This window comes from Planctomycetota bacterium (assembly GCA_016235865.1).
GTDB lineage: Bacteria > Planctomycetota > MHYJ01 > JACQXL01 > JACQXL01 > JACRIK01.
Genome location: JACRIK010000033.1, coordinates 50,950 through 70,102 on the forward strand (window position 1 = coordinate 50,950; position 19,153 = coordinate 70,102).

16 protein-coding genes are annotated in these 19,153 nt (G+C 50.1%); 11 read left to right on the top strand and 5 right to left on the bottom strand.

Annotated elements, in window-relative coordinates; translation table 11 throughout:
• Positions 1 to 22: 22 nt before the first annotated feature.
• The 4 genes from HZA49_10675 to HZA49_10690 all read right to left on the bottom strand — a co-directional run bounded on the left by HZA49_10675 (position 23) and on the right by HZA49_10690 (position 5,178).
• Complete coding sequence (locus HZA49_10675; GenBank protein MBI5779898.1) at positions 23 to 850, bottom strand: TIM barrel protein; 828 nt, start codon at positions 848 to 850, stop codon at positions 23 to 25.
• On the bottom strand, positions 850 to 1,935 hold the full coding sequence (locus HZA49_10680; protein MBI5779899.1) for a phosphotransacetylase family protein: 1,086 nt from the start codon (positions 1,933 to 1,935) through the stop codon (positions 850 to 852). The genes HZA49_10675 and HZA49_10680 overlap by 1 nt, the downstream gene beginning before the upstream one ends.
• Before the next feature lie 64 nt (positions 1,936 to 1,999).
• Positions 2,000 to 4,138 (bottom strand): acetate--CoA ligase family protein, encoded by a 2,139-nt coding sequence (locus tag HZA49_10685; GenBank protein ID MBI5779900.1) that lies wholly within the window; start codon positions 4,136 to 4,138, stop codon positions 2,000 to 2,002.
• Positions 4,135 to 5,178 (bottom strand): hypothetical protein, encoded by a 1,044-nt coding sequence (locus HZA49_10690; GenBank protein ID MBI5779901.1) that lies wholly within the window; start codon positions 5,176 to 5,178, stop codon positions 4,135 to 4,137. Before HZA49_10690 ends, HZA49_10685 begins: the two co-directional genes overlap by 4 nt.
• A gap of 127 nt (positions 5,179 to 5,305) precedes the next feature.
• Between HZA49_10690 and HZA49_10695 the strand changes: the two genes are divergently transcribed.
• The 4 genes from HZA49_10695 (at position 5,306) to gatE (ending at position 11,255) form a co-directional block, all read left to right on the top strand.
• Positions 5,306 to 5,689: a 4Fe-4S dicluster domain-containing protein gene (locus HZA49_10695; protein ID MBI5779902.1), complete on the top strand. Its 384-nt coding sequence runs from the start codon at positions 5,306 to 5,308 to the stop codon at positions 5,687 to 5,689.
• Positions 5,690 to 5,776: 87 nt separating this feature from the next.
• Positions 5,777 to 7,615, top strand: coding sequence for an aldehyde ferredoxin oxidoreductase family protein (locus HZA49_10700; GenBank protein MBI5779903.1), 1,839 nt, complete (start codon positions 5,777 to 5,779; stop codon positions 7,613 to 7,615).
• Positions 7,616 to 7,645: 30 nt separating this feature from the next.
• Complete coding sequence (locus HZA49_10705; protein MBI5779904.1) at positions 7,646 to 9,145, top strand: glutamine synthetase; 1,500 nt, start codon at positions 7,646 to 7,648, stop codon at positions 9,143 to 9,145.
• A 112-nt stretch (positions 9,146 to 9,257) separates the two neighbouring features.
• On the top strand, positions 9,258 to 11,255 hold the full coding sequence (gatE, locus tag HZA49_10710; GenBank protein MBI5779905.1) for a Glu-tRNA(Gln) amidotransferase subunit GatE: 1,998 nt from the start codon (positions 9,258 to 9,260) through the stop codon (positions 11,253 to 11,255).
• A 449-nt stretch (positions 11,256 to 11,704) separates the two neighbouring features.
• Here the strand turns inward: gatE and gatD are convergent, their stop codons facing one another.
• The gene (gatD, locus tag HZA49_10715) at positions 11,705 to 13,090 is read right to left on the bottom strand and encodes a Glu-tRNA(Gln) amidotransferase subunit GatD (protein ID MBI5779906.1); all 1,386 of its coding nucleotides are present in this window, start codon (positions 13,088 to 13,090) and stop codon (positions 11,705 to 11,707) included.
• 178 nt (positions 13,091 to 13,268) lie between these two features.
• On the opposite strand from gatD, the gene HZA49_10720 reads away from it, so the two are divergent.
• The 7 genes from HZA49_10720 to HZA49_10750 all read left to right on the top strand — a co-directional run bounded on the left by HZA49_10720 (position 13,269) and on the right by HZA49_10750 (position 18,844).
• Entirely contained in the window at positions 13,269 to 13,475 is a 207-nt protein-coding gene (locus tag HZA49_10720) for an amino acid transport protein (GenBank protein MBI5779907.1), read from the top strand.
• An 89-nt stretch (positions 13,476 to 13,564) separates the two neighbouring features.
• The gene (locus HZA49_10725; GenBank protein ID MBI5779908.1) at positions 13,565 to 13,717 is read left to right on the top strand and encodes a hypothetical protein; all 153 of its coding nucleotides are present in this window, start codon (positions 13,565 to 13,567) and stop codon (positions 13,715 to 13,717) included.
• Between the two features lie 496 nt (positions 13,718 to 14,213).
• A complete protein-coding gene (locus HZA49_10730) occupies positions 14,214 to 15,908 on the top strand; it encodes a M3 family oligoendopeptidase (GenBank protein ID MBI5779909.1) in 1,695 nt (564 codons plus the stop codon).
• 28 nt (positions 15,909 to 15,936) lie between these two features.
• Entirely contained in the window at positions 15,937 to 16,455 is a 519-nt protein-coding gene (locus tag HZA49_10735; GenBank protein MBI5779910.1) for an ORF6N domain-containing protein, read from the top strand.
• 39 nt (positions 16,456 to 16,494) lie between these two features.
• Complete coding sequence (locus HZA49_10740) at positions 16,495 to 16,752, top strand: hypothetical protein (protein MBI5779911.1); 258 nt, start codon at positions 16,495 to 16,497, stop codon at positions 16,750 to 16,752.
• 207 nt (positions 16,753 to 16,959) lie between these two features.
• Complete coding sequence (locus HZA49_10745) at positions 16,960 to 17,376, top strand: DNA-binding protein (GenBank protein MBI5779912.1); 417 nt, start codon at positions 16,960 to 16,962, stop codon at positions 17,374 to 17,376.
• Between the two features lie 148 nt (positions 17,377 to 17,524).
• Entirely contained in the window at positions 17,525 to 18,844 is a 1,320-nt protein-coding gene (locus HZA49_10750) for a HEAT repeat domain-containing protein (GenBank protein MBI5779913.1), read from the top strand.
• Positions 18,845 to 19,153: the final 309 nt, after the last annotated feature.

Genomic DNA, 19,153 nt, shown 5'->3' on the forward strand with positions numbered 1-19,153 from the left:
TTTATTCTCTGCGCCTCTGCGGTTATATTGCTTCGTAGTGTTTTTTCATCAGCAGGGCATCGGTTTCCAGGTTCGGGCTCTCGCAGATTAATATCCCACCCACCTGGTGTTCCTTTAGCGCCTTTAATAAATCCTTGTAATTCATGTCCGACTCCGGCAGGTTGAGATGCTCCTGTTCGCCCTTGTCAGAATACTTGATGCCGGAGGTGTGGATATGCAGATTCTTTAGGAACCCGGAGCCTAATTCCTTGGCTATCTGTTTTAGGACATCGGTCCATTCTTGGTAAGAATTATATTTTCCTGCGCTACGCGCGTGCAGATGTGAGAAGTCAATACACATGCCGATAGGTAATTCTTCAGCCAATTTGATTAGTTCCTCGAGCGAGCCGAATTGTGACGCCTTGCCGGTGAGTTCCGGGGTCAATCTGATATCTATTTTATCCTTATTGAGACGGCTGATGATTTCCTTAAGATTATTTCTGATGGTTTGATATGTTTTGTCCGCCGGGTCGCCCAGATAGAACCCGGCATGGAAGGTGACGTTGACAGCGCCGCAGAGCGCGCCGATGCGGCAACTGTCGTATATCCGTTTCTTGCTGGCGTCTATTTTCTCCGGCTCATGGGCATTGAGATTGATAAAGTAGGGCGCATGGACGGTCAGGGTTAGTCCTAATTCTTGGCGCTTTTTATTAACCTCTTTAGCTAGCGCCTCGCCCATACGCACGCCCTGGACGAATTCCAGTTCCATGGCGCCCAGGCCCAATTCCTTGATGCGGGCCAGCCCGGCTATGGTATGCGGTTCACTGGAACTTCTGGGCACCCCGGCTGTGCCGAATAATAGGTTTCCCATTACAATCCTAACTTCTTATAAAGCGCCTTGATATTAACGTTCTTCTGGACCAGCTTGATGGCCTCGTCAATCTTGGACGGCGTATATAGTCCAAAATGTTTTCTCAGGCGCTCTATCTTGCGCGAGGTCTCCAGCGAGGTGTCCCGGACCACCAGAACCGGCACGTTCATCTCCTCGGCCTTGGACAGGACGATATCCGGCGGATAGAGTTTGCCGGTCAGGATCAGGCATTCAATCTGGCTTTCCAGGGCGGCCAGTTGGATCTCGACCCGGTCGCCGCTGACGATGACCGCATTGCATCTGGTATCCCGGAAATACTTTATGTCGTTTTCCATGTTCATGGTCGAGATGCAGAATTCCTCGACGATACTGTCTTCCTTGTCAGTGCCGGAAAGCAGTTCCGCATTGAGCATGGTTTTGAGTTCCCGGATGGACAGGGCCTTTAGGCGGGGCAGGGCCGGGATGATACCCAGGGTTTCTATTTTGTGCTCCTTTTCCAGGAACGGGACGATTCTGTCCTTAAGGTATTCAATCTGGTTGGCTGGCACGTAGTTGAATATCACGCCGGACAGGAGATTTCCCAGGACTTTTTTGGCCATAATGAATCCGTCAATGATGTCCAGCGGCAGGGCGAAGCGGTTGGCCTGGAATCCGTCAATCAGGATGGTCGGCCAGTTGAAATCCCGGATGAGATGGTGTTCGCTTAAGCCCAAAGACGAGCCGCGGTAGAACCGGCCCAGGCCCTTGACCAGAAGCACGTCCTTCTTACCGGAGAGTTTGGCGATGCTGGCCTTGACGTTTTCGGACAGATTTATCCTTTCCTTGCCGGCAATGATATTCCTGAAGAGTTCGTCATTGACCACCAGCGAGGTTAGGTGCTTGACCGGCTCTTCCAGTTGGAATATGTTCTGGAAAAAGACCGCGTCCTCATCGCTGGTTACCCGCTCGTGCAGGTGCGGCTTGTTGGCCAGCGGCTTGAGGAAGCCGACCCGGTATTTGTCGGCCAGCATTTTCTTGCCAATGCCGGCAATGACCATGTTCTTGCCGGCCGCGTCATTGACCGAAGAGATGAATAGTGTTTTCATGTAGCACTCCTTGTTGAGCGTAGAGCGTGTAGCGTAGAGCGTGTTGTGCTCTATGCTCTTTGCTCTATGCTATGGTAATCCTTGCATCAATAGCAATACCGCCTTTCGAGAACAATTTATACGGATTTATATCCAGTTCGGCAATCTGGGGAAAATCGGTCACCAGTTGCGAGATCTTTAAAATGGTTTCTTTGAGGTTCTGCAGGTCGGATGGTTCCTGCCCTCTGATGCCTTTGAGGAGCGGATAGGTTTTTATCTCGCGGATCATGGCCTCGACATCGGACATCTTCAGAGGCGCCAATCTGAATGACACGTCTTTCAAGACTTCCACATAGATGCCGCCCAGCCCGAACATTATCAGGTGCCCGAACTGGCGGTCGCGCGATACGCCGATAATGATTTCCTGGCCGCCGGCCACCATTTTCTGGACCATGATGCCCTTGATGGCGGCGCTGGCCGAGAGCCGGGACACGCTTTCAATAATCTCCCGGTAGGCCTTGTTTAATTCGGCCGGCGTATGGATATTCAGTTTTACCCCGCCCACATCGGTCTTGTGCGAGAATTCGGCCGAGATGAGTTTGAGCACCACCGGATATCCGATGGCCTCAGCATATTCCAGGGCCTGGTCCAGTGACTGGGCCAGTTTGAAATCCGGAATCGGGATATCATAATCGTTAATTACCTTCATCACCTCATCAGTGGTGATGGTTTCGCCTGAACTTAATGTTTTAGCGCATAGAGTATAGGGCTTAGAGCCTTTTGATATTTTTGCTATACGCTCTACGCCGCTCGCTCTTTGCTCTGAATTCTGCCAGCTGGAATACTGGAACATGGCTTTAAATGCGGTGATGGCTTGTTCCGGGTAGGGATAGCAGGGGATGCCAGCCTGTTTAATCAGTTCCACCCCGCGCGAGGCAATCTCTCCGCCCATAAAGCAGGCCAGGATAGGTTTCCGGGACTTCCGGAACATCTCCACGATGGCCCGGGCAATGGCCTCGGGCTGTTTTTCCTTGCTGGCCGGCAGCAATACGGCCAGTAATCCGTCCACGTTTTTATCGTTATGGGCCGACTCTAGGGCTAGGGAGTAACGTTCGTAGGTGGCGTCGGCAATCACGTCAATCGGGTTATAGAAATTAGCCCCGGGCGGGAATCCGGCGCGCAGTTTGGCAATGGTTTCCTCGGTGAACTGGGCCATCTGGAGTATTTTGGATTTCTCAATCTGGTCCGTGGCCATGACGGCCGGCCCGCCGGCGTTGGTGATGATGGCGATGCGCGGGCCTTTGAGGCTGATGTCTTTCGATGTGTCCGGTGAGCCGGAATAGGTGGCAAAGGCCCGGGCTACGTCGAATAACTCCGGCAGCGTGTCGACTCGGATGACGCCGGATTGCAGAAACCCTGCCTGGTAAGCCCGGTCCTGACCGGCCAAAGAACCGGTATGTGACGAGGCCGCCCGTGAACCGGCCACGCTCGAGCCGCCTTTGACCATGACAATCGGCTTTATCTTGCTCACCCGCCTGGCCACCTCCATAAACCTGCGGCCGTTTTCTATCGCCTCAAGGTAGCCGAGGATTACGTTTGTATCCTTGTCTGCGGCCAGGTAATCTATCAGATCTATCTCGTCGACGTCGATTTTATTGCCTAGGCTGATTAGTTTGGAGATGCCGATTTGTTCCTGGATGGTCCAGTCGAGAATAGCCATGCACAGCCCGCCGGACTGAGAGAAGAAGGTAATCTGTCCGCGCGGCGGCAATTTATCCGCCGGCAGGAAGGTGGCGTTAAGCGGGGTGACCAGGTCGATGAATCCCACACCGTTCGGGCCGATGGCTCGGATATCGTTATCCTTGAAGACCTGGCGGATTTCCTTTTCCATCCGGGCGCCTTCCAGCCCGATTTCCTTGAATCCGGCTGTGATAATAATGGCCGACTTGAGATTTTTCTTGGACTCAACGGCGGATTTAAGTATGGGCAGGACAAACGGCGCCGGGACCGAGAATATTATCAGGTCAATATCGCCCGGAACGCTTTGGACATCCTGATAACATTTCAGCCCCAATATTTCATCGGCATTCTTGTTGACCGGGTATATCCGTCCTTTATAACCGCTGGTGATGATATTCTTGAGGGTGGTGTGTCCCAGTTTGCCCGGTTCGCGCGATGCGCCGATAACCGCGATTGATGAAGGCTGAAAAAGGTCTTTTATCACGGCAGTATGATATTTATTCTTCTGACATCGCCGATGATCAGGGTCTGAAAGGAATTAATTCTTGGTTCGCCCGTCCCTGAAGAAATGACGGCTTCAATTCGGTAAAACCCCTCGGGTAATTCCACGCTGACCTGGCCGTTGGGATCGGTGGTAAACTGCTGGGTTACTGCTAAAGCCGGTTCTTTACTTATATGGTAAGACGTATCTGTTTTAATGAGCGCGATGCTGGTAATGGTTATGGTGACATCCTTGAGCAGATTATCGTTCGCCACCTTTCCGTCATAAAGGTAGATGTCCGCCTTGACTTTATGGCTGAAATTTATATTAACCGCCAGTGGCTTGAATGATTCCATCATTTCCTGGACGGTTTTCAAGATGACTTCATTATTAATCTGTTCGTAATAGTGCGGTTGCTCCAGGGAATAAGCCAGGTCGTCCAGCGGCTTGCTGCCCGATATTTTCTTCTCTGTCAGCATCAGGGCCTTGGCGGTCACGTCATACCGCCAGATGAGATTCATATTGGCTGATTCATAGAGTTCAATCCGGGCGCGGGCCGCGGAGTCCTGCTGCCATTGCTCGACCGGATAGCCGCCTGCTTTTTCAGGCGCTAATCTTCCGACCTTGGTTTCGCTGTCGGTCAGTTCATAAAGGTAAACCAGCAGGCAATAATCAGCCGGGCAGGATATCTTCAGCACCTCAAAGAATTCAGGCGCATAAAGATCCTCGGTCCGGGCTAGAGTGGCCACAAACGGCACAAAGCCTTTCTGTTCCAGGTCATCTTTAATCTTATTAGCCATTATGGCGGTATAGCGTCTGGATTGCTCGTATTTATCCTTATCAGGCGGAGGCAGGAAATAGTCGTAGAAATCCTTTTTCCGGGACGGCTCAGGTGATACCACCGGCACGATGCCGATAACGGATTTCTCTTTAATCTGGGCCGGAATCCGGGTCGGCAAAATCCGGGAGACCTGGGGTGCGACGGGCTTCGATGAATTGCATCCGCATAACAGCAAGACCAGTAATAAAATCAATGCCGGCATAAAGATGATAATACTATAATTTATAACCGGGTCAATAAAAATGGTTAGCTACTTTTCGTTGACCTTGATGTGAATAAATTGATATAATTATTTTCTATATATATATTGCAGGAGAGGAGTTTGAGCCATGTATTTAGACGCCGATTCCAGTAAGTGCACGGGTTGCCGGGTCTGCCTGACCGTCTGTTCGTTATATCATTTCAAGGAGGTAAATCCCAAGAAGGCCGCGCTGGCGGTCGATGCCAAATTTCCCAAGCCGGGCCATTACGAAGTGCGGGTCTGCAACCAGTGCGGCACCTGCGCCAGCGTCTGCCCGGTCGAGGCCATCTCCGAGAAATCCGGCATCTATATCATTGATGCCGATAAATGCACCGGCTGCGGCGAATGCGTCAAGGCCTGCCCGACCCAGGTGATGTTCCTGCACGAGGACAGCCCGGTGCCCATAAAGTGCGACCTGTGCAAGGAATGCATCCCGCTCTGCGGAACCAAGGTGTTATTCCTGAAAGACTAACGTTGGTGCGTCGTGAGTCCTGTGTTGTGCGTTTTAACACCTGACGCAGAGCGCAAGGCGCAGGACGCATTAGATTAGGAGAATCATATGTTCGCTGAACGCAGTCCCTTCGGGTTCGGTTACGGCGGTAAGATATTAAGAGTCAATCTTTCTAATGGTAAGATAACCACTGAGCCCCTGCCCGGGAAACTGGTCCGGGATTATTTGGGCGGGCGCGGTTTTGCCGCCCGGATTCTCTACGACGAATTAAAGCCCGGTATTGACCCGATGGGCCCGGATAATAAAGTTCTTATTGCCTCAGGCCCCTTGGCGGGCTTGTTCCTGCCGGCCGGCGGCAAGATTACCTTTGCGGCTAAATCACCGGCTACCAATTCCTACGGTGACAGCAATATGGGCGGCCATTTGGCGGCTGAGGTAAAATACGCCGGCTACGACGTGATTATCATTGAAGGCGCGGCTGCTCAGCCCGTTTATCTCTATATCAATAACGACAAGGTGGAAATTCGCGATGCCGCGAAATACTGGGGCCAGGGCGCAATTATAACCGAAGACATGCTCAAGAACGACCTGGGTCGGGAGTTTGAAATAGCCACCATCGGCCCGGCTGGCGAGAACAAAATCAAATTCGCCTGCATTTCCCACGATTTCGGACGTCAGGCCGGACGGACCGGTATCGGCGCGGTTATGGGCTCGAAAAACCTCAAGGCCGTGGCCGTAAAAGGCACCAAGTCGCTCAAGGTGGCTGACCCGGATAAACTTTTGGAAATAGGCAAACAGGCCTTTGCCGACTGTTTCAAGCATACCGGCTGGAAACAGTGGGTGGCCCAGGGTACGGCCGGCGTGACCGTTTGGTCCAACCAGCAGGGCTCTTTCCCGACCCGCAATTTCCAGAGCGGCAGTTTGAAGGGCTACGAGAATATTTCCGGCGACGAGCTGGTCAAGCAGACCCTGGTTAATCACAAGGCCTGTTTCGGCTGCCCGTGCGCCTGCGGCAAATACGCCAAGACCGTCAGGAACAACAAGGATTATTATGTCGAAGGCCCGGAATACGAGACGGCCGCGCTTATCGGCGGCGACTGCGCCATCGGCAACATGGCTGATCTGACCTACGCCAATTATATCTGTGATGAACTGGGCATTGACACTATTTCCGGCGGCTCGGTGGTGGCCTTTGCCATGGAGTGCTATGAAAAGGGTATTATTACTAAAAAAGATACCGGAGGGATGGACTGGAAGTTCGGCAGTATCGAGGCCTTTGACAAGATAATAAATATGATTGCCCGCCGCCAGGGTATCGGAAACCTTCTGGCTGACGGCGTAAAGATTGCTTCCGAGAAATTGGGTAAAGGCTCCGAGAAATTCGCCATGCAAGTCAAGGGACTGGAGATTTCCGGCTACGAATCACGCAATGCCCCGGCCATGATGCTGGCCTATATGACCTGCGACATCGGCGCCCATCACAACCGGGCCTGGGCCATTACCCACGACATCCAGGTCGGCCGCGACATCATCGAAGGCAAAGCCAAGAAGGTGGTGGAGCTTCAGCACATCAGGCCGATTTTCGATATGGTCGGCTGCTGCCGCCTGCAGTGGGTGGAGCTGGAACTTAAACTGGATTATTATCCGCAGTTGCTCAAGGCCGCCACCGGCTTGGACTTTACCTGGGATGAAATGCTCAAGGCATCGGAGCGGGTCTGGAACCTGACCCGGCTGTTCCTGATTAAGGAACACACCCAGACCTTCGGCCGACAGTTTGATTATCCGCCGGCCCGGTGGTATGAGGAGACCGTGGTCAACGGCCCGACCAAGGGCAGTATCATCAGCAAGGCCAATATAGATATACTCCTGGATGAATATTATAATGTGCGCGGCTGGGACAAGAACGGCAAGCCCACACCGGAGAAGTTAAAGGAATTAGGGCTCTGATTTACGGATCAATGAAGAAAGAATTACATTATGAAGCAAACCGAATTAAATCCCCATCCCATCGTTCGTTATCTTCATAAGCCGTCCGCGGATTTTACCAGACAGGACTTGATTAAATTCATCGTTGATAACCAGATCCAGATGCTTAACTTCCGCTATGTCGGCGGAGACGGCAAGTTAAAGACCCTGAACTTCGCCCTGACCGGCCGGACGCACCTGGACCGGATTCTCTCGGCTGGCGAGCGGGTGGACGGCTCGAGCTTGTTTTCTTATATTGACGCCGGCTCGAGCGATCTCTATGTCATCCCGCGCTACCGGACCGCCTTTGTCAATCCGTTCTCGGTTATACCGGCCGTGGATATCCTCTGCTCTTATTATACCAGCAAGGGCCAGCCGCTGCCCAGCGCCCCGGAATTCATCACGGCTAAGGCTAATCAGGCGCTCAAATCAGCCACCGGACTGGAGATGGAGGCCATGGGCGAACTGGAATATTACATCCTCTATAACAAAGACCCGCTTTATCCCAACGACGCCCAACGCGGGTATCATGCCTCAACGCCCTTTGCCAAGTGGGAGCATCTTCGCCTCGAGGCGGCGCACGCCTTGTCTTCAATGGGCTGCCAGATTAAATACAGCCACGCCGAGGTCGGCCATATACCTGATACCGACCTGGAAATGGAACAGCACGAGATAGAATTCCTGCCGGTTAATATAGAATCCGCGGCAGACCAGATTGCCCTGGCCAAGTGGGCGCTCAGGACCTTGGCTTACAAATACGGAGTGACCGTGACCTTTGCGCCCAAATTATTGGTCGGCCACGCCGGCAGCGGGATGCACATCCACAGCCGTCTGATAAAGAACGGCCGGAATATGATGGTGGCCAACGGCGAACTGAGCGACATTGCGCTCAAGGTCATTGCCGGCTATCTTAAGATGGCATCATCCCTGACCGCATTCGGCAATACCGTGCCGGTTTCGTATCTCCGACTGGTACCCAAACACGAAGCGCCGACCAATATCTGCTGGGGCGACCGCAACCGCTCGGTCCTGGTGCGTGAGCCGCTGGGCTGGCGCAATAAGCGCGATATGGCCCGCAATGCAAATCCCAAAGAGAGGCAGAAATCATTGGGCAAAGGTGACAGCCAGACCGTGGAATTTCGCTGTCCGGACGGCTCGGCCAACGTGCATCTGCTGATGGCCGGACTGGCCTCAGCCGCCCGGCACGGACTGGAGATGCCCGGCGCGCTCAACCTGGCCCGGAAACTCTATGTCGATGTCAATATCTTCCACGATGAATATAAAAAGGTCCAGAAGACCCTGCCCCAGTTGCCACTGTCCTGCTGGCAGTCGGCTGACTGCCTGGTGCGCGACCGGGCGGTCTATGAAAAGGATGCGGTGTTTTCTCCCAAGGTGATTGACGGCATTGCCCGGAATTTAAAGAACTATAACGACCAGGATTTGAGCCGGAGGTTATACGGAAAACCGGCCAAGATAAAGGATTTGATTAACCAGTATCTGCATTGCAGTTAGGGGGATTAACCACAAAGACACAAAGGACACAAAGAATAAACGATTCTGTGTTTTCTGTGCCTCAGTGGTTAATAATATATTTAATCGGTGTAATCTGTAGAATCTGTGGTTTATGAATAAAATTGATTACAACAATCTGGCGTTTTACAGCGCGCTGGGTTTTAAGTCCGGTATAGAAATCCACCAGCAAATATTCACCCAAGAGAAACTCTTCTGCCATTGCCCGGCCGGCAGATATTCCAAGGTGCACGACGCCGAGGTGCTGCGCCATATGAGGCCGACCCTGTCCGAGCTGGGCGAATACGACGGCTGCGCCCTGATGGAATTCAAGACCAAGAAAGACGTGGTTTACCAATTGAACCGGGAAACCGTCTGCACCTATGAAATGGACGACACCCCGCCCTTTACCGTCAATCAGGAAGGACTGGATATCGCCATTGAGATTGCCTTGCTGCTAAATTGCAGTATCGTGGATGAGATGCACATCTCGCGCAAGCAGTACTTAGACGGCAGTATCCCGACCGGGTTCCAGCGCACGGCCGTAGTCGGCATCAACGGCTGGATTCCGTTCAAGGACCGGAAGATCGGTATCAGCCATATCTGTTACGAAGAAGATGCCTGCCGCCAGGTTAGTAATGTTGGGCATCGGGTAACATTCCGAACCGACCGGCTGGGCATGCCGTTGATTGAGGTAATCACTAGAGCGGATATGCGAACGCCGGAAGAGGCGCGCCAGGTGGTCAACGAAATCGGGCGCTTGGTCCGGGCCACCAAAAAGGTGCGCCGGGGCCTGGGTTCGGTTCGTCAGGACGTCAATTCCAGCATCACCGGCGGCTCGCGCGTGGAAATCAAAGGCGTGGCTCAGACCTGTATGATGCCGGCTTTGCTCCACAACGAAGCCCTGCGCCAGGAGAATCTGCTCAAGATAAAGAACATATTGACCAAACGTAATATTGGCGAGAAGAATCTTAATGTGGTTAAGCATGACCTGACCGCGGAATTGTCAGGGACGAAATCAAGGACTCTGCTTGATGCCATATATCGCAAGAAGGTTATCGGCGGAATCAAACTGGTTGGCCTAGCCGGCATATTCAATCATCCCTGCCAACCGACTACCACGCTGGCTGACGAGGTCAGCGACCGGGTGCGCATCATTGCCTGCCTGGATGAACTGCCCAACCTGTTCCATACCGATAAATACCCGTCTTATGACGGTGCGTTGGCTGACCTGGAAATAATTAAGAAGGCGCTGGCTGTGGGCAGGGATGATGTGGCTGTGGTTACCTGGGGTAGTCCGGCAGATGTCAAGACTGCGCTGGAAGAGGTGCGTCTGCGTATCGTGGACGCCATTAATGGCGTGCCTAACGAAACCAGAAGGGCACTGAAGAAGGGGATTACTGATTTTGAACGGATTCTGCCCGGCGCCAACCGGATGTATCCGGATACTGACTCTCCGCCCACCAAGATTACCCATGAGCGAGTCAACAAGATAAAGGAATATCTGCCTGAAGCGCCCTGGGCCAGGGAACAGCTCTACGCTAAGATGGGCATGGCTTATACCGTGGCGCGTGATTTAGCTATCTCTGACAAGGCATCTCTAGCTGAAACGATTATCAAGGATTACAAAGTAAATCCGACATTAGTCGGCGCAGTCCTGACCCAGCAACTGACTGCGCTAAAACATAAGGGTATGAGAGCGGATAAAATATTAGATGAATCATTCAAAGAACTCTTTGAACTCTATTCTAAAGGCCTGTTCCACAAAGAGGCCATTCCGCTGATTCTGACCCAGTTGGCTGGTAATATTCCTGATGATTCCGCGCCTGTCATTGCGACCCCGCCGGGGCGGGGGAAGCAATCTCATTTGGTTAAGGATATTATATCAAGGATGGATTTAGGCATCCTTTCGGACAAGCAACTTGACAAAGTAATCAGTGATATGCTCAAATCCGGGGAATTCAAGACATTTCACAAGAATGGGGCAGACACGCGGGGCAAGCAGATTGCCTATTACAGCGGCGTAATTATGAAGACCTGCCGTGGCCGGATTAGTGGCCAGGCGCTCCAAAAAGCGCTGGCCAAGCGGGTGAACCATGCCGAACAGTTTTAAAGGTGTTTTTGTGGCACACCGTATTCTTTTATAAACCGATACGGTTTCTGTTAATAACATTTGGCACCTCTTGTATACTTAGTGTTTTAGTAAGTTTACAAGAAACGGCGCTTGTTCGTATTTCGGATGCCGTTCGTTCGGTAAACAAATGCCGTTTCTTTGCCCATCAGATGCCATCCCTTATCAGCTTACTAAAACATTAAGTTTACAAGAAATGGCGTCTGTTTTGATTAGTAATGCCATTCGGTTATCAATCAGACGCCACTTCTTTATCAATCAGATGCCACTCCTAAGGAGCAGGGTGGGAATGTAACTCTGCCAGGGGGGTGGGGGGACTCCCCCCTGCCTGCGTAAGAGTTTGATTTATAAGGAGTTAAAGAAGGAATAATGGCAAAAAATGGTGGTTTTTAAGGCAAAAATAAGGATTTTTGTATGTGTAAATACCTGTTTTACTTCAAATGCTGTGAAATAAAGAGGTCCACCTCAGGCAGGCCGCCCTGTAGAATCAAATAGCCGTCGTGCGGCTCGCGTTCCGTTATTTCGTGGGCTATGGATGTGAGCATCATCTCCTTGACCTTGGCCGGTTCTTTGGTGTGGCCCAGCACCCAGCACAATTTCATATAGGCCACTTCAGGCAGCATATTGGCGCAGGGGATGACGCCCAGGTCCATCAAATCACGGCCCGTGTCATAGACATACATCTGGACATAGCCCCATAATGTCTGAACCGTCATCACGACCGTAATGCCTTTATCCACCGCCTTCTTTAACGGCGCATAGAGCGGCTTATTGACGTGGCCCAGCCCGGTGCCGGCAATGACAATGCCTTCATACCCGTGGTCAATCAGGGAATCAATCATGTCCGGCTTCATATTGGGATAATAATAGACAATGGCCACCTTTTCGTTAAAGGCCGTGTCTATCTTGACTTTCTTATCCGCGCGCCGGCGCTTGTAATCATCGGTAAAGAACTTGAATTCGGTCGGCGAGGCCAGACCTATGGGAATCCCGCCGATGGTCCTGAATGTGCTCCGGTAGCTGGAATGCATCTTGCGCACCCGGGTGCCCCGATGGAGCAGGCAATACTTATCGCTGGTCGGGCCGAACATGCAGACCATGACTTCAGCTGCGTCGCTGTAGGCCGCGGTCCGGACCGAGTTTATCAGGTTTAGGGCTGCGTCACTGGATGGCCGGTCGCTGGAACGCTGTGAGCCGACCATGACAATCGGCACCGGCGTATCTTGGACCATAAAAGAAAGTATGGCCGCGGTGTGGTGCATGGTATCCGTGCCGTGGCCGATGACAATGCCGGCCGCGCCGGCCTCGATTTCCTGGCCGATGGCCTGGGCCGTGGCGATATACTGCTCCGGGCCCATATTTTCGCTAAACACCCCGAAGAGTTTTATGGTCTTGAGGTTGCAGATATCAGCCAGTTCCGGCACCGCGCCGTAGAGTTCGCCCGGCGTAAAGGCCGGGATGACCGCGCCGGTCCGGTAATCCAGCCGCGAGGCAATGGTTCCGCCCGTGCCCAGCAGCGTCACATTGGGCTTGGCCGGGTCAAACGGGAATGCCTTTTCGGGAATCTTATAGATGGCTTCTTTATAGCCCAGTTCCTTGATGGCAGTGATGGAATCGATATTGATGCCGGTATTATATCCGGCCCGGATTTTCAGGACGATATGCTGGCTGTCGCCGGTCTCGGATCGGGGCAAGATGATGCCCTCGAACTCGCCTTTGGTGGTATTGATGATGACATCGCTCCAGACCTTGACGTTGAACTGGATGAGCTTCTCTTTGGCCTTGCCTTTATAGCCTTTATAAAAATCAGTGGTCATAAAATTAGAACACGAATCACACGAACACCGCAGTGACCGCGAAGCGAATTAAGCGAATCACACGAATAATATTAAATACAATACAATTATTATCGGAATAATCGATAAATAAGAATAGGCGGATTATTAAAGCTGTTATTCATTGCCAATCAGGGCGGGGTTTTATAGGATATATCGTATGACATTCACTAATTTATTCGGCGGGCTGTTATTTGGATGCATCGGGCTGGCTGCCTTCACGATAGGCAGGAAACGGGCCAGGTTTAAGATGATGATAACCGGTATCATTTTGATGGGTTTCCCTTATTTGATGGGTGATAGCGCCATAGCACTGTATGCCCTGGGTGGGCTTTTAACCGCGTCATTATTTGTGTTTAAAGAGTAATTTATAACAACTGGATTCAACTGATTAAACGGATAAACCTAATCTGATAAATCCGTTAAATCCTGTTGTCTAAATAAGGAGATTAACTTATGGTAGAAAGAACCGAATACAAAGGCAATCCGATAATCGTGCTCAAGCGCGACGAGAATGATAAATTCCCGTTCTCATTCGGATTATCCAAGGCCAAACTTATCCTGGAGAACCTAGAAGAAATCAAGAAGTTCGTCGAGGAAGGGAAATAGGCCCGGCAAGTAGGTAGTAGGTAGGATGTGGAATGTAGGTGGCCGGCGCGCGAGGGCCGGGACGGGAAATATATGACACGCGAAACCAGAAATAAAATATTGACGGTAGGTTTCATGTCTTTATTTACCATAGGGTTTTTAGTGGTATTGTATATCGGTCTAAGCGAAAAGAGCGCACAGGGAAGGATAAATGAATCCGCCAGAACGCCTATTCTAATCGGCCTACCAATAATGATTGTTGTTATGTCGGGTTTTTTATATGCGGCATATTATTGGAATTGGGGAAGTAAGCATTTTGATACTATGCCGAAGTTTTTTAAGATGTTCTGCGGCTCAACGACACGATCCGAATACGATTTCTTTTATAAAGCGTCAATAATTGCAACATTAATATTTTGTGTAATCTTGTTTATTTTCTTTCTATTTTGGAAATGGTAACTCTCATCGGTGAATAATATATTTAATCTGTGCAATCTGTGGTTTAGAAAGGTCTTGAATGAAATTCGGCGAATTTGGATACCTGCGACCGGATATCAAGGATGTCCAGACCCGTTACCAGATACTGCTGGACAAACTGGAGTCCGCGCCTACGCCTCAGGATATGGAATCCCTGATGGCTGACATCAATAAACTCCGGATTGAATTCGGGTCAATGGGCGCGATTGCGGCCATCCGCCACACCATCAACACCACGGACGAATTCTATAAGAACGAGCAGGCCTATTTCGACCAGGCCGGCCCGTTGCTGGGCCAATACGAGACCCGGTATTACGCCATCCTGATAAAATCCAAGCACCGGGCCTGGCTGGAAAACAAGGTGGGCAAGCATCTTTTTGTCATGGCTGAACTGGCCCTCAAGGTCTTCAAGCCCGAAATTGTGCCGGACCTGCAGGCCGAGAACAAACTCTCCACCGAATACACGGCCCTGCTGGCCTCGGCCCGGATAATGTTCGAAGGCCAGGAGCGGACCCTGTCCCAGATGGGTCCGTTCCTGATTTCGCCGGACCGGCAGATGCGCCAAAAGGCGGCTAAGGCCAAATACGCATTCCTGTCCAGCCACGAAGCCGAACTGGACGAACTCTATGACAAGCTGGTCAAGACCCGGGTGGCTATTGCCCATAAACTCGGATACAAGAACTTTGTGCAACTGGGCTATGACCGGATGGGCCGTTCGGATTACGACGCCAAGATGGTGGCCAATTTCCGCAAGCAGGTCAAGGAATTCATCGTGCCCATCGCCTCGGGTTTAAGGGAACGGCAGCGGGTCCGGCTCGGGCTGGACAAACTAAAATACTATGACGAGGGCCTGAATTTCCAGGACGGCAACGCCAAGCCCAAGGGCGACCCGGACTGGATTATCAACAACGGCCGGCAGATGTATTCCGAACTCTCGCCTGAAACAAAAGAATTCTTCGACTTTATGCTGGACAGCGAACTCATGGACCTGGTCAGCAAACCCAACAAGGCCGGGGGCGGTTACTGCGCCTTTATCGGCAAATACAAGGCGCCGTTTATATTCTCCAACTTCAACGGCACCTCAGGCGACATTGACGTCCTGACCCACGAGGCCGGACACGCCTTCCAGGCATACACCACCCGCGATTTTATTGTGCCGGAATACCAGAGCCCGACTTCTGAAGCGGCCGAGATACATTCCATGAGCATGGAATTCTTCACCTGGCCCTGGATGGAAAAATTCTTCAAGGAAGATACCCGCAAATACCGGTTCGGGCATCTCAATAACGCTATGCTCTTTATTCCCTACGGCGTCACCGTTGATGAATTCCAGCATTTCGTTTATGAGAATCCCAATGCCACGCCAACCGAGCGCAAGAAACAATGGCGCGAGATAGAAAAGAAATACCTGCCGCACCGGGATTATGATGATAACCAATATCTGGCCAACGGCGGGTTCTGGCACCAGCAGTTGCACATCTTCAAGAGTCCGTTTTATTATATTGATTACACATTGGCTGAGATATGCGCCTTCCAGTTCTGGAAGAAGTCGTTGGAAGACCGGACGAACGCCTGGTCGGATTATGTCAGGTTATGCCAGACCGGGGGCAAGCAGGCATTTGTCGGCCTGACCCAAGTGGCCAAACTGATATCCCCGTTCCAGGACGGCTGTGTCAAATCCGTGGTCGGGACCATCAAAACTTGGTTAGACGACGAGCAAAATAGTAGAATGTGAGGGTTTGAAAGGGAAAGGATATTAAAATATGAACAATAAAATTTCTATTATTCCGGCAGAACGTATTGAGCATTCCATCCTGTTAATTCGGGGCCACAAGGTCATATTAGATAAGGACATGGCTGCGCTTTATGGCGTAACGACTTTCAACCTTAATAAGGCGGTTAAACGCAATCTTAAAAGATTTCCGCCTGATTTTATGTTTCGGCTGACATCGGCTGAATTCAAATCTTTGATATTCCGGTTTGGAATATCAAAGCCAGGCCGAGGCGGAACACGATATTGCCCGTATGCCTTTACGGAACAAGGTGTGGCAATGCTGTCCGGAGTTCTCAATAGTGAAAGGGCGATATTGGTTAATATTGAAATCATGCGGACATTCGCCAGATTGCGCCGGATACTTTCATCGCACAAAGCAATGGCCCGTAAACTTGATGCATTAGAACAGAAATACGATACTCAATTCAGAGTGGTATTTGATGCGATTCGTCAATTGATGATAGAAGAGACCAAGCCAAAGCCGCGGATAGGATTTCGTAAACAATAGTCCGGCCGGTGCGCGGGGGTGTAAAGGAGGAAGGTAGCGATGAAAGTTCATGAGAAAATTGATTCTGTTAAGTCGCGAGAGGACTTTATAGATTTTCTTAATGCTTTAAGTAAGGATTTTCATGATAACCATGAATCCTGGGAACACATTAATTTAGAAGGTTATTTTGAGACTATTGCAGCTTGGTTAAAAGATACAAAAAATCCTGGTCCTTTGTATCAGGGGGCGCTTATTCCCGCAGATATTGATTGGAAATCTCTAGCGACAATATTTTATGTGGGTAAAATATATGAGTAGTTGAATTCGGAGTTTGGAGCGCAGAATAGTGAATTCTTTGTGGTCTTTGTGTGCTTTGTGTTGAATAATATATTTAATCTGTGTAATCTGCGTAAGTACCCGGTGCGCTTCAGCCACTGGCTGAATGCTGTCCGACCAGTGCTTCGCTTCGCGGTCTCTGCGGAGTTCGCACAGGGCTGTGGCTAATATTTATTTAGGAGTTTGATTATGAAATACCATAAAAGTTACGACCATTTGCTGATAGTGCTGGCCAAAGGCGATAAGATAATTGAGAAACTGAGCGAGGTCTGCCGCAATGAGAATATCCTGTCCGGATTCTTTAATGCCATCGGCGCAGTCAGTGCGGTGGAGATAGCGCACTTTGACCCGGCCAAAAAACAATACAGCTACAAACAGATGTCCGGCGCCCTGGAGATTGTCAGCTTAACAGGCAATATAACACGCAAGGACGGAGAGGTAGTAATTCACAGCCATATCTCAATCAGTGCCGAGGATATGCTCTGCTACGGCGGCCATCTCAAGGAGGCCGTAGTCAACCCGACATGTGAGATTACCCTGACCGACCTTAAAACCACCATATTACGCACCCTGGATAAAGACACCGGCCTGAATCTGATACAGTAAATCTATAACAGGGATACCCACGGAATTCAGACCTATTGGTAAAACGCCCGAATTAGCCGGAAAAGGATTGACAAATCCATTTGCGTGAGTATAATCAAACACACAATTTCAGTAAGGTATTCCCGGAATTGCAGATTCTTAAAATGGAATGGGAATGATTCCAGCGATGAAAATACGTAGTTTACTAATATTCCTGATTACTACCATTGCAATTAGTTCCTGTAGTAACTTTTCAGAAGAAGTGCAAGAAGATTTCATACCTATTCCAGCAGAAAAAGTTTACGGCAAATACTATCGAGGAGATGGCTTGGGTGTAAATCACTATTTGGAATTAGTGATGAATGGCAGGTTTATTTTCCGCTGGGATGGTTGCCTTGGGGAATACGACAAGAATGAAGGTGCATTTAAGATAGAAGGAGATAAACTGATTCTTTCGCCTGAACTTCCTAATATTCAGAAAGGTTTCCAGGGGACGCCTACTCAGTTTATCATCAGGCAGGCAGGTGAAGATATTTTCTTAATAGAAAAAGGAGATTTAAGAAAATTTGAGAAGGACCTAATGGGAAATGTAAGTTCACATGGCATATATTACAGGAAAATAATACTGGATGTTCAAGAAGACAATAGATATGAAGTCGGGATTGATTCTTCACTGCGCATTTATGACCGGGAGAGGACGAAACTCCTGGCAACATACACATCAAAAGACCTGTTTGGCGAGCTGGATAAATCATCCCCGTTTTCTCGTAGACATGCCCTTAGAAAATATAACGAATTAGATGATTGGCCGCTCTTTTTTATTTCCAATAATGACGCTAAATTAAATGTAATAACACGACGCAATAACCGGGCGTCGATTAACCTTGCTGATGGGAAAATTATTAGGAGTATTTCAGAATTTGATACAGAAGCAATTACGCCTGCATTAAAGAGTCTTGATTCTCCAATACCCCGAAGAAAGAAAACTGGTCTTATAGTTCTGGGCTATCTTAAAGTCGCTGAGTCAATTCCGGCAATAATAAAAATGCTTGATGACGAATCGTATCAACATACAATAACATCGGGTGAATATAAATACGAGCCTAAAACTATTCGGATAGCGGCTATTCGGGTACTGGCTAAAATCCAGGGGGATAAAGCATCTGATTTATTGCTGAAGTATTCCAAAGATGATGACCCTCATACCCGCGCTGCTGTTGTCTGTTCTTTCGTTGATATGAAACAAACGGTAAATGAGGGGTTGCTGTTGGAATTTATCAAAGACAACGACCCTTATGTAAGGTTAAGTGCAGTAGAGACAATAGGTCGAATTGGCGACAAGAAATACAGGGGATTGTTAGAGGTTCTTAAGGATGACAAGGAGGGCTATATCTGCGATTGGGCAAAAAGCATATTGGATTTATGGGACGGCAAAAGAACCTCTGTCGCCATACTTTCCGGGGATAATTATCCGCAGGATGACGATTAAGTATCGGAATCTGTCGAATCTGGGGTGGCTGGCAGGATATGGGGACGTCATATCTAATTATTCACCACCCCGTTAGAAGCGACCTAAATAAGATAGCAGAACAATCACCAAATCTAATCTGCCCCGATGGTTAATCGGGACTCCGTTCCGACTCCGCTGTCATTGAACCTGTCTGCGTGCGGATACGCACAGGCAGGAGCTTCTAACGGGGCTAACGAAAAACTTGCACAATCCCGCTGGCGGGGAAGAAATCCGCCTTGGTGGGAAAGAAATCCGCTTGAGCGGGGAAGAAATCCGCTTGAGCGGGGA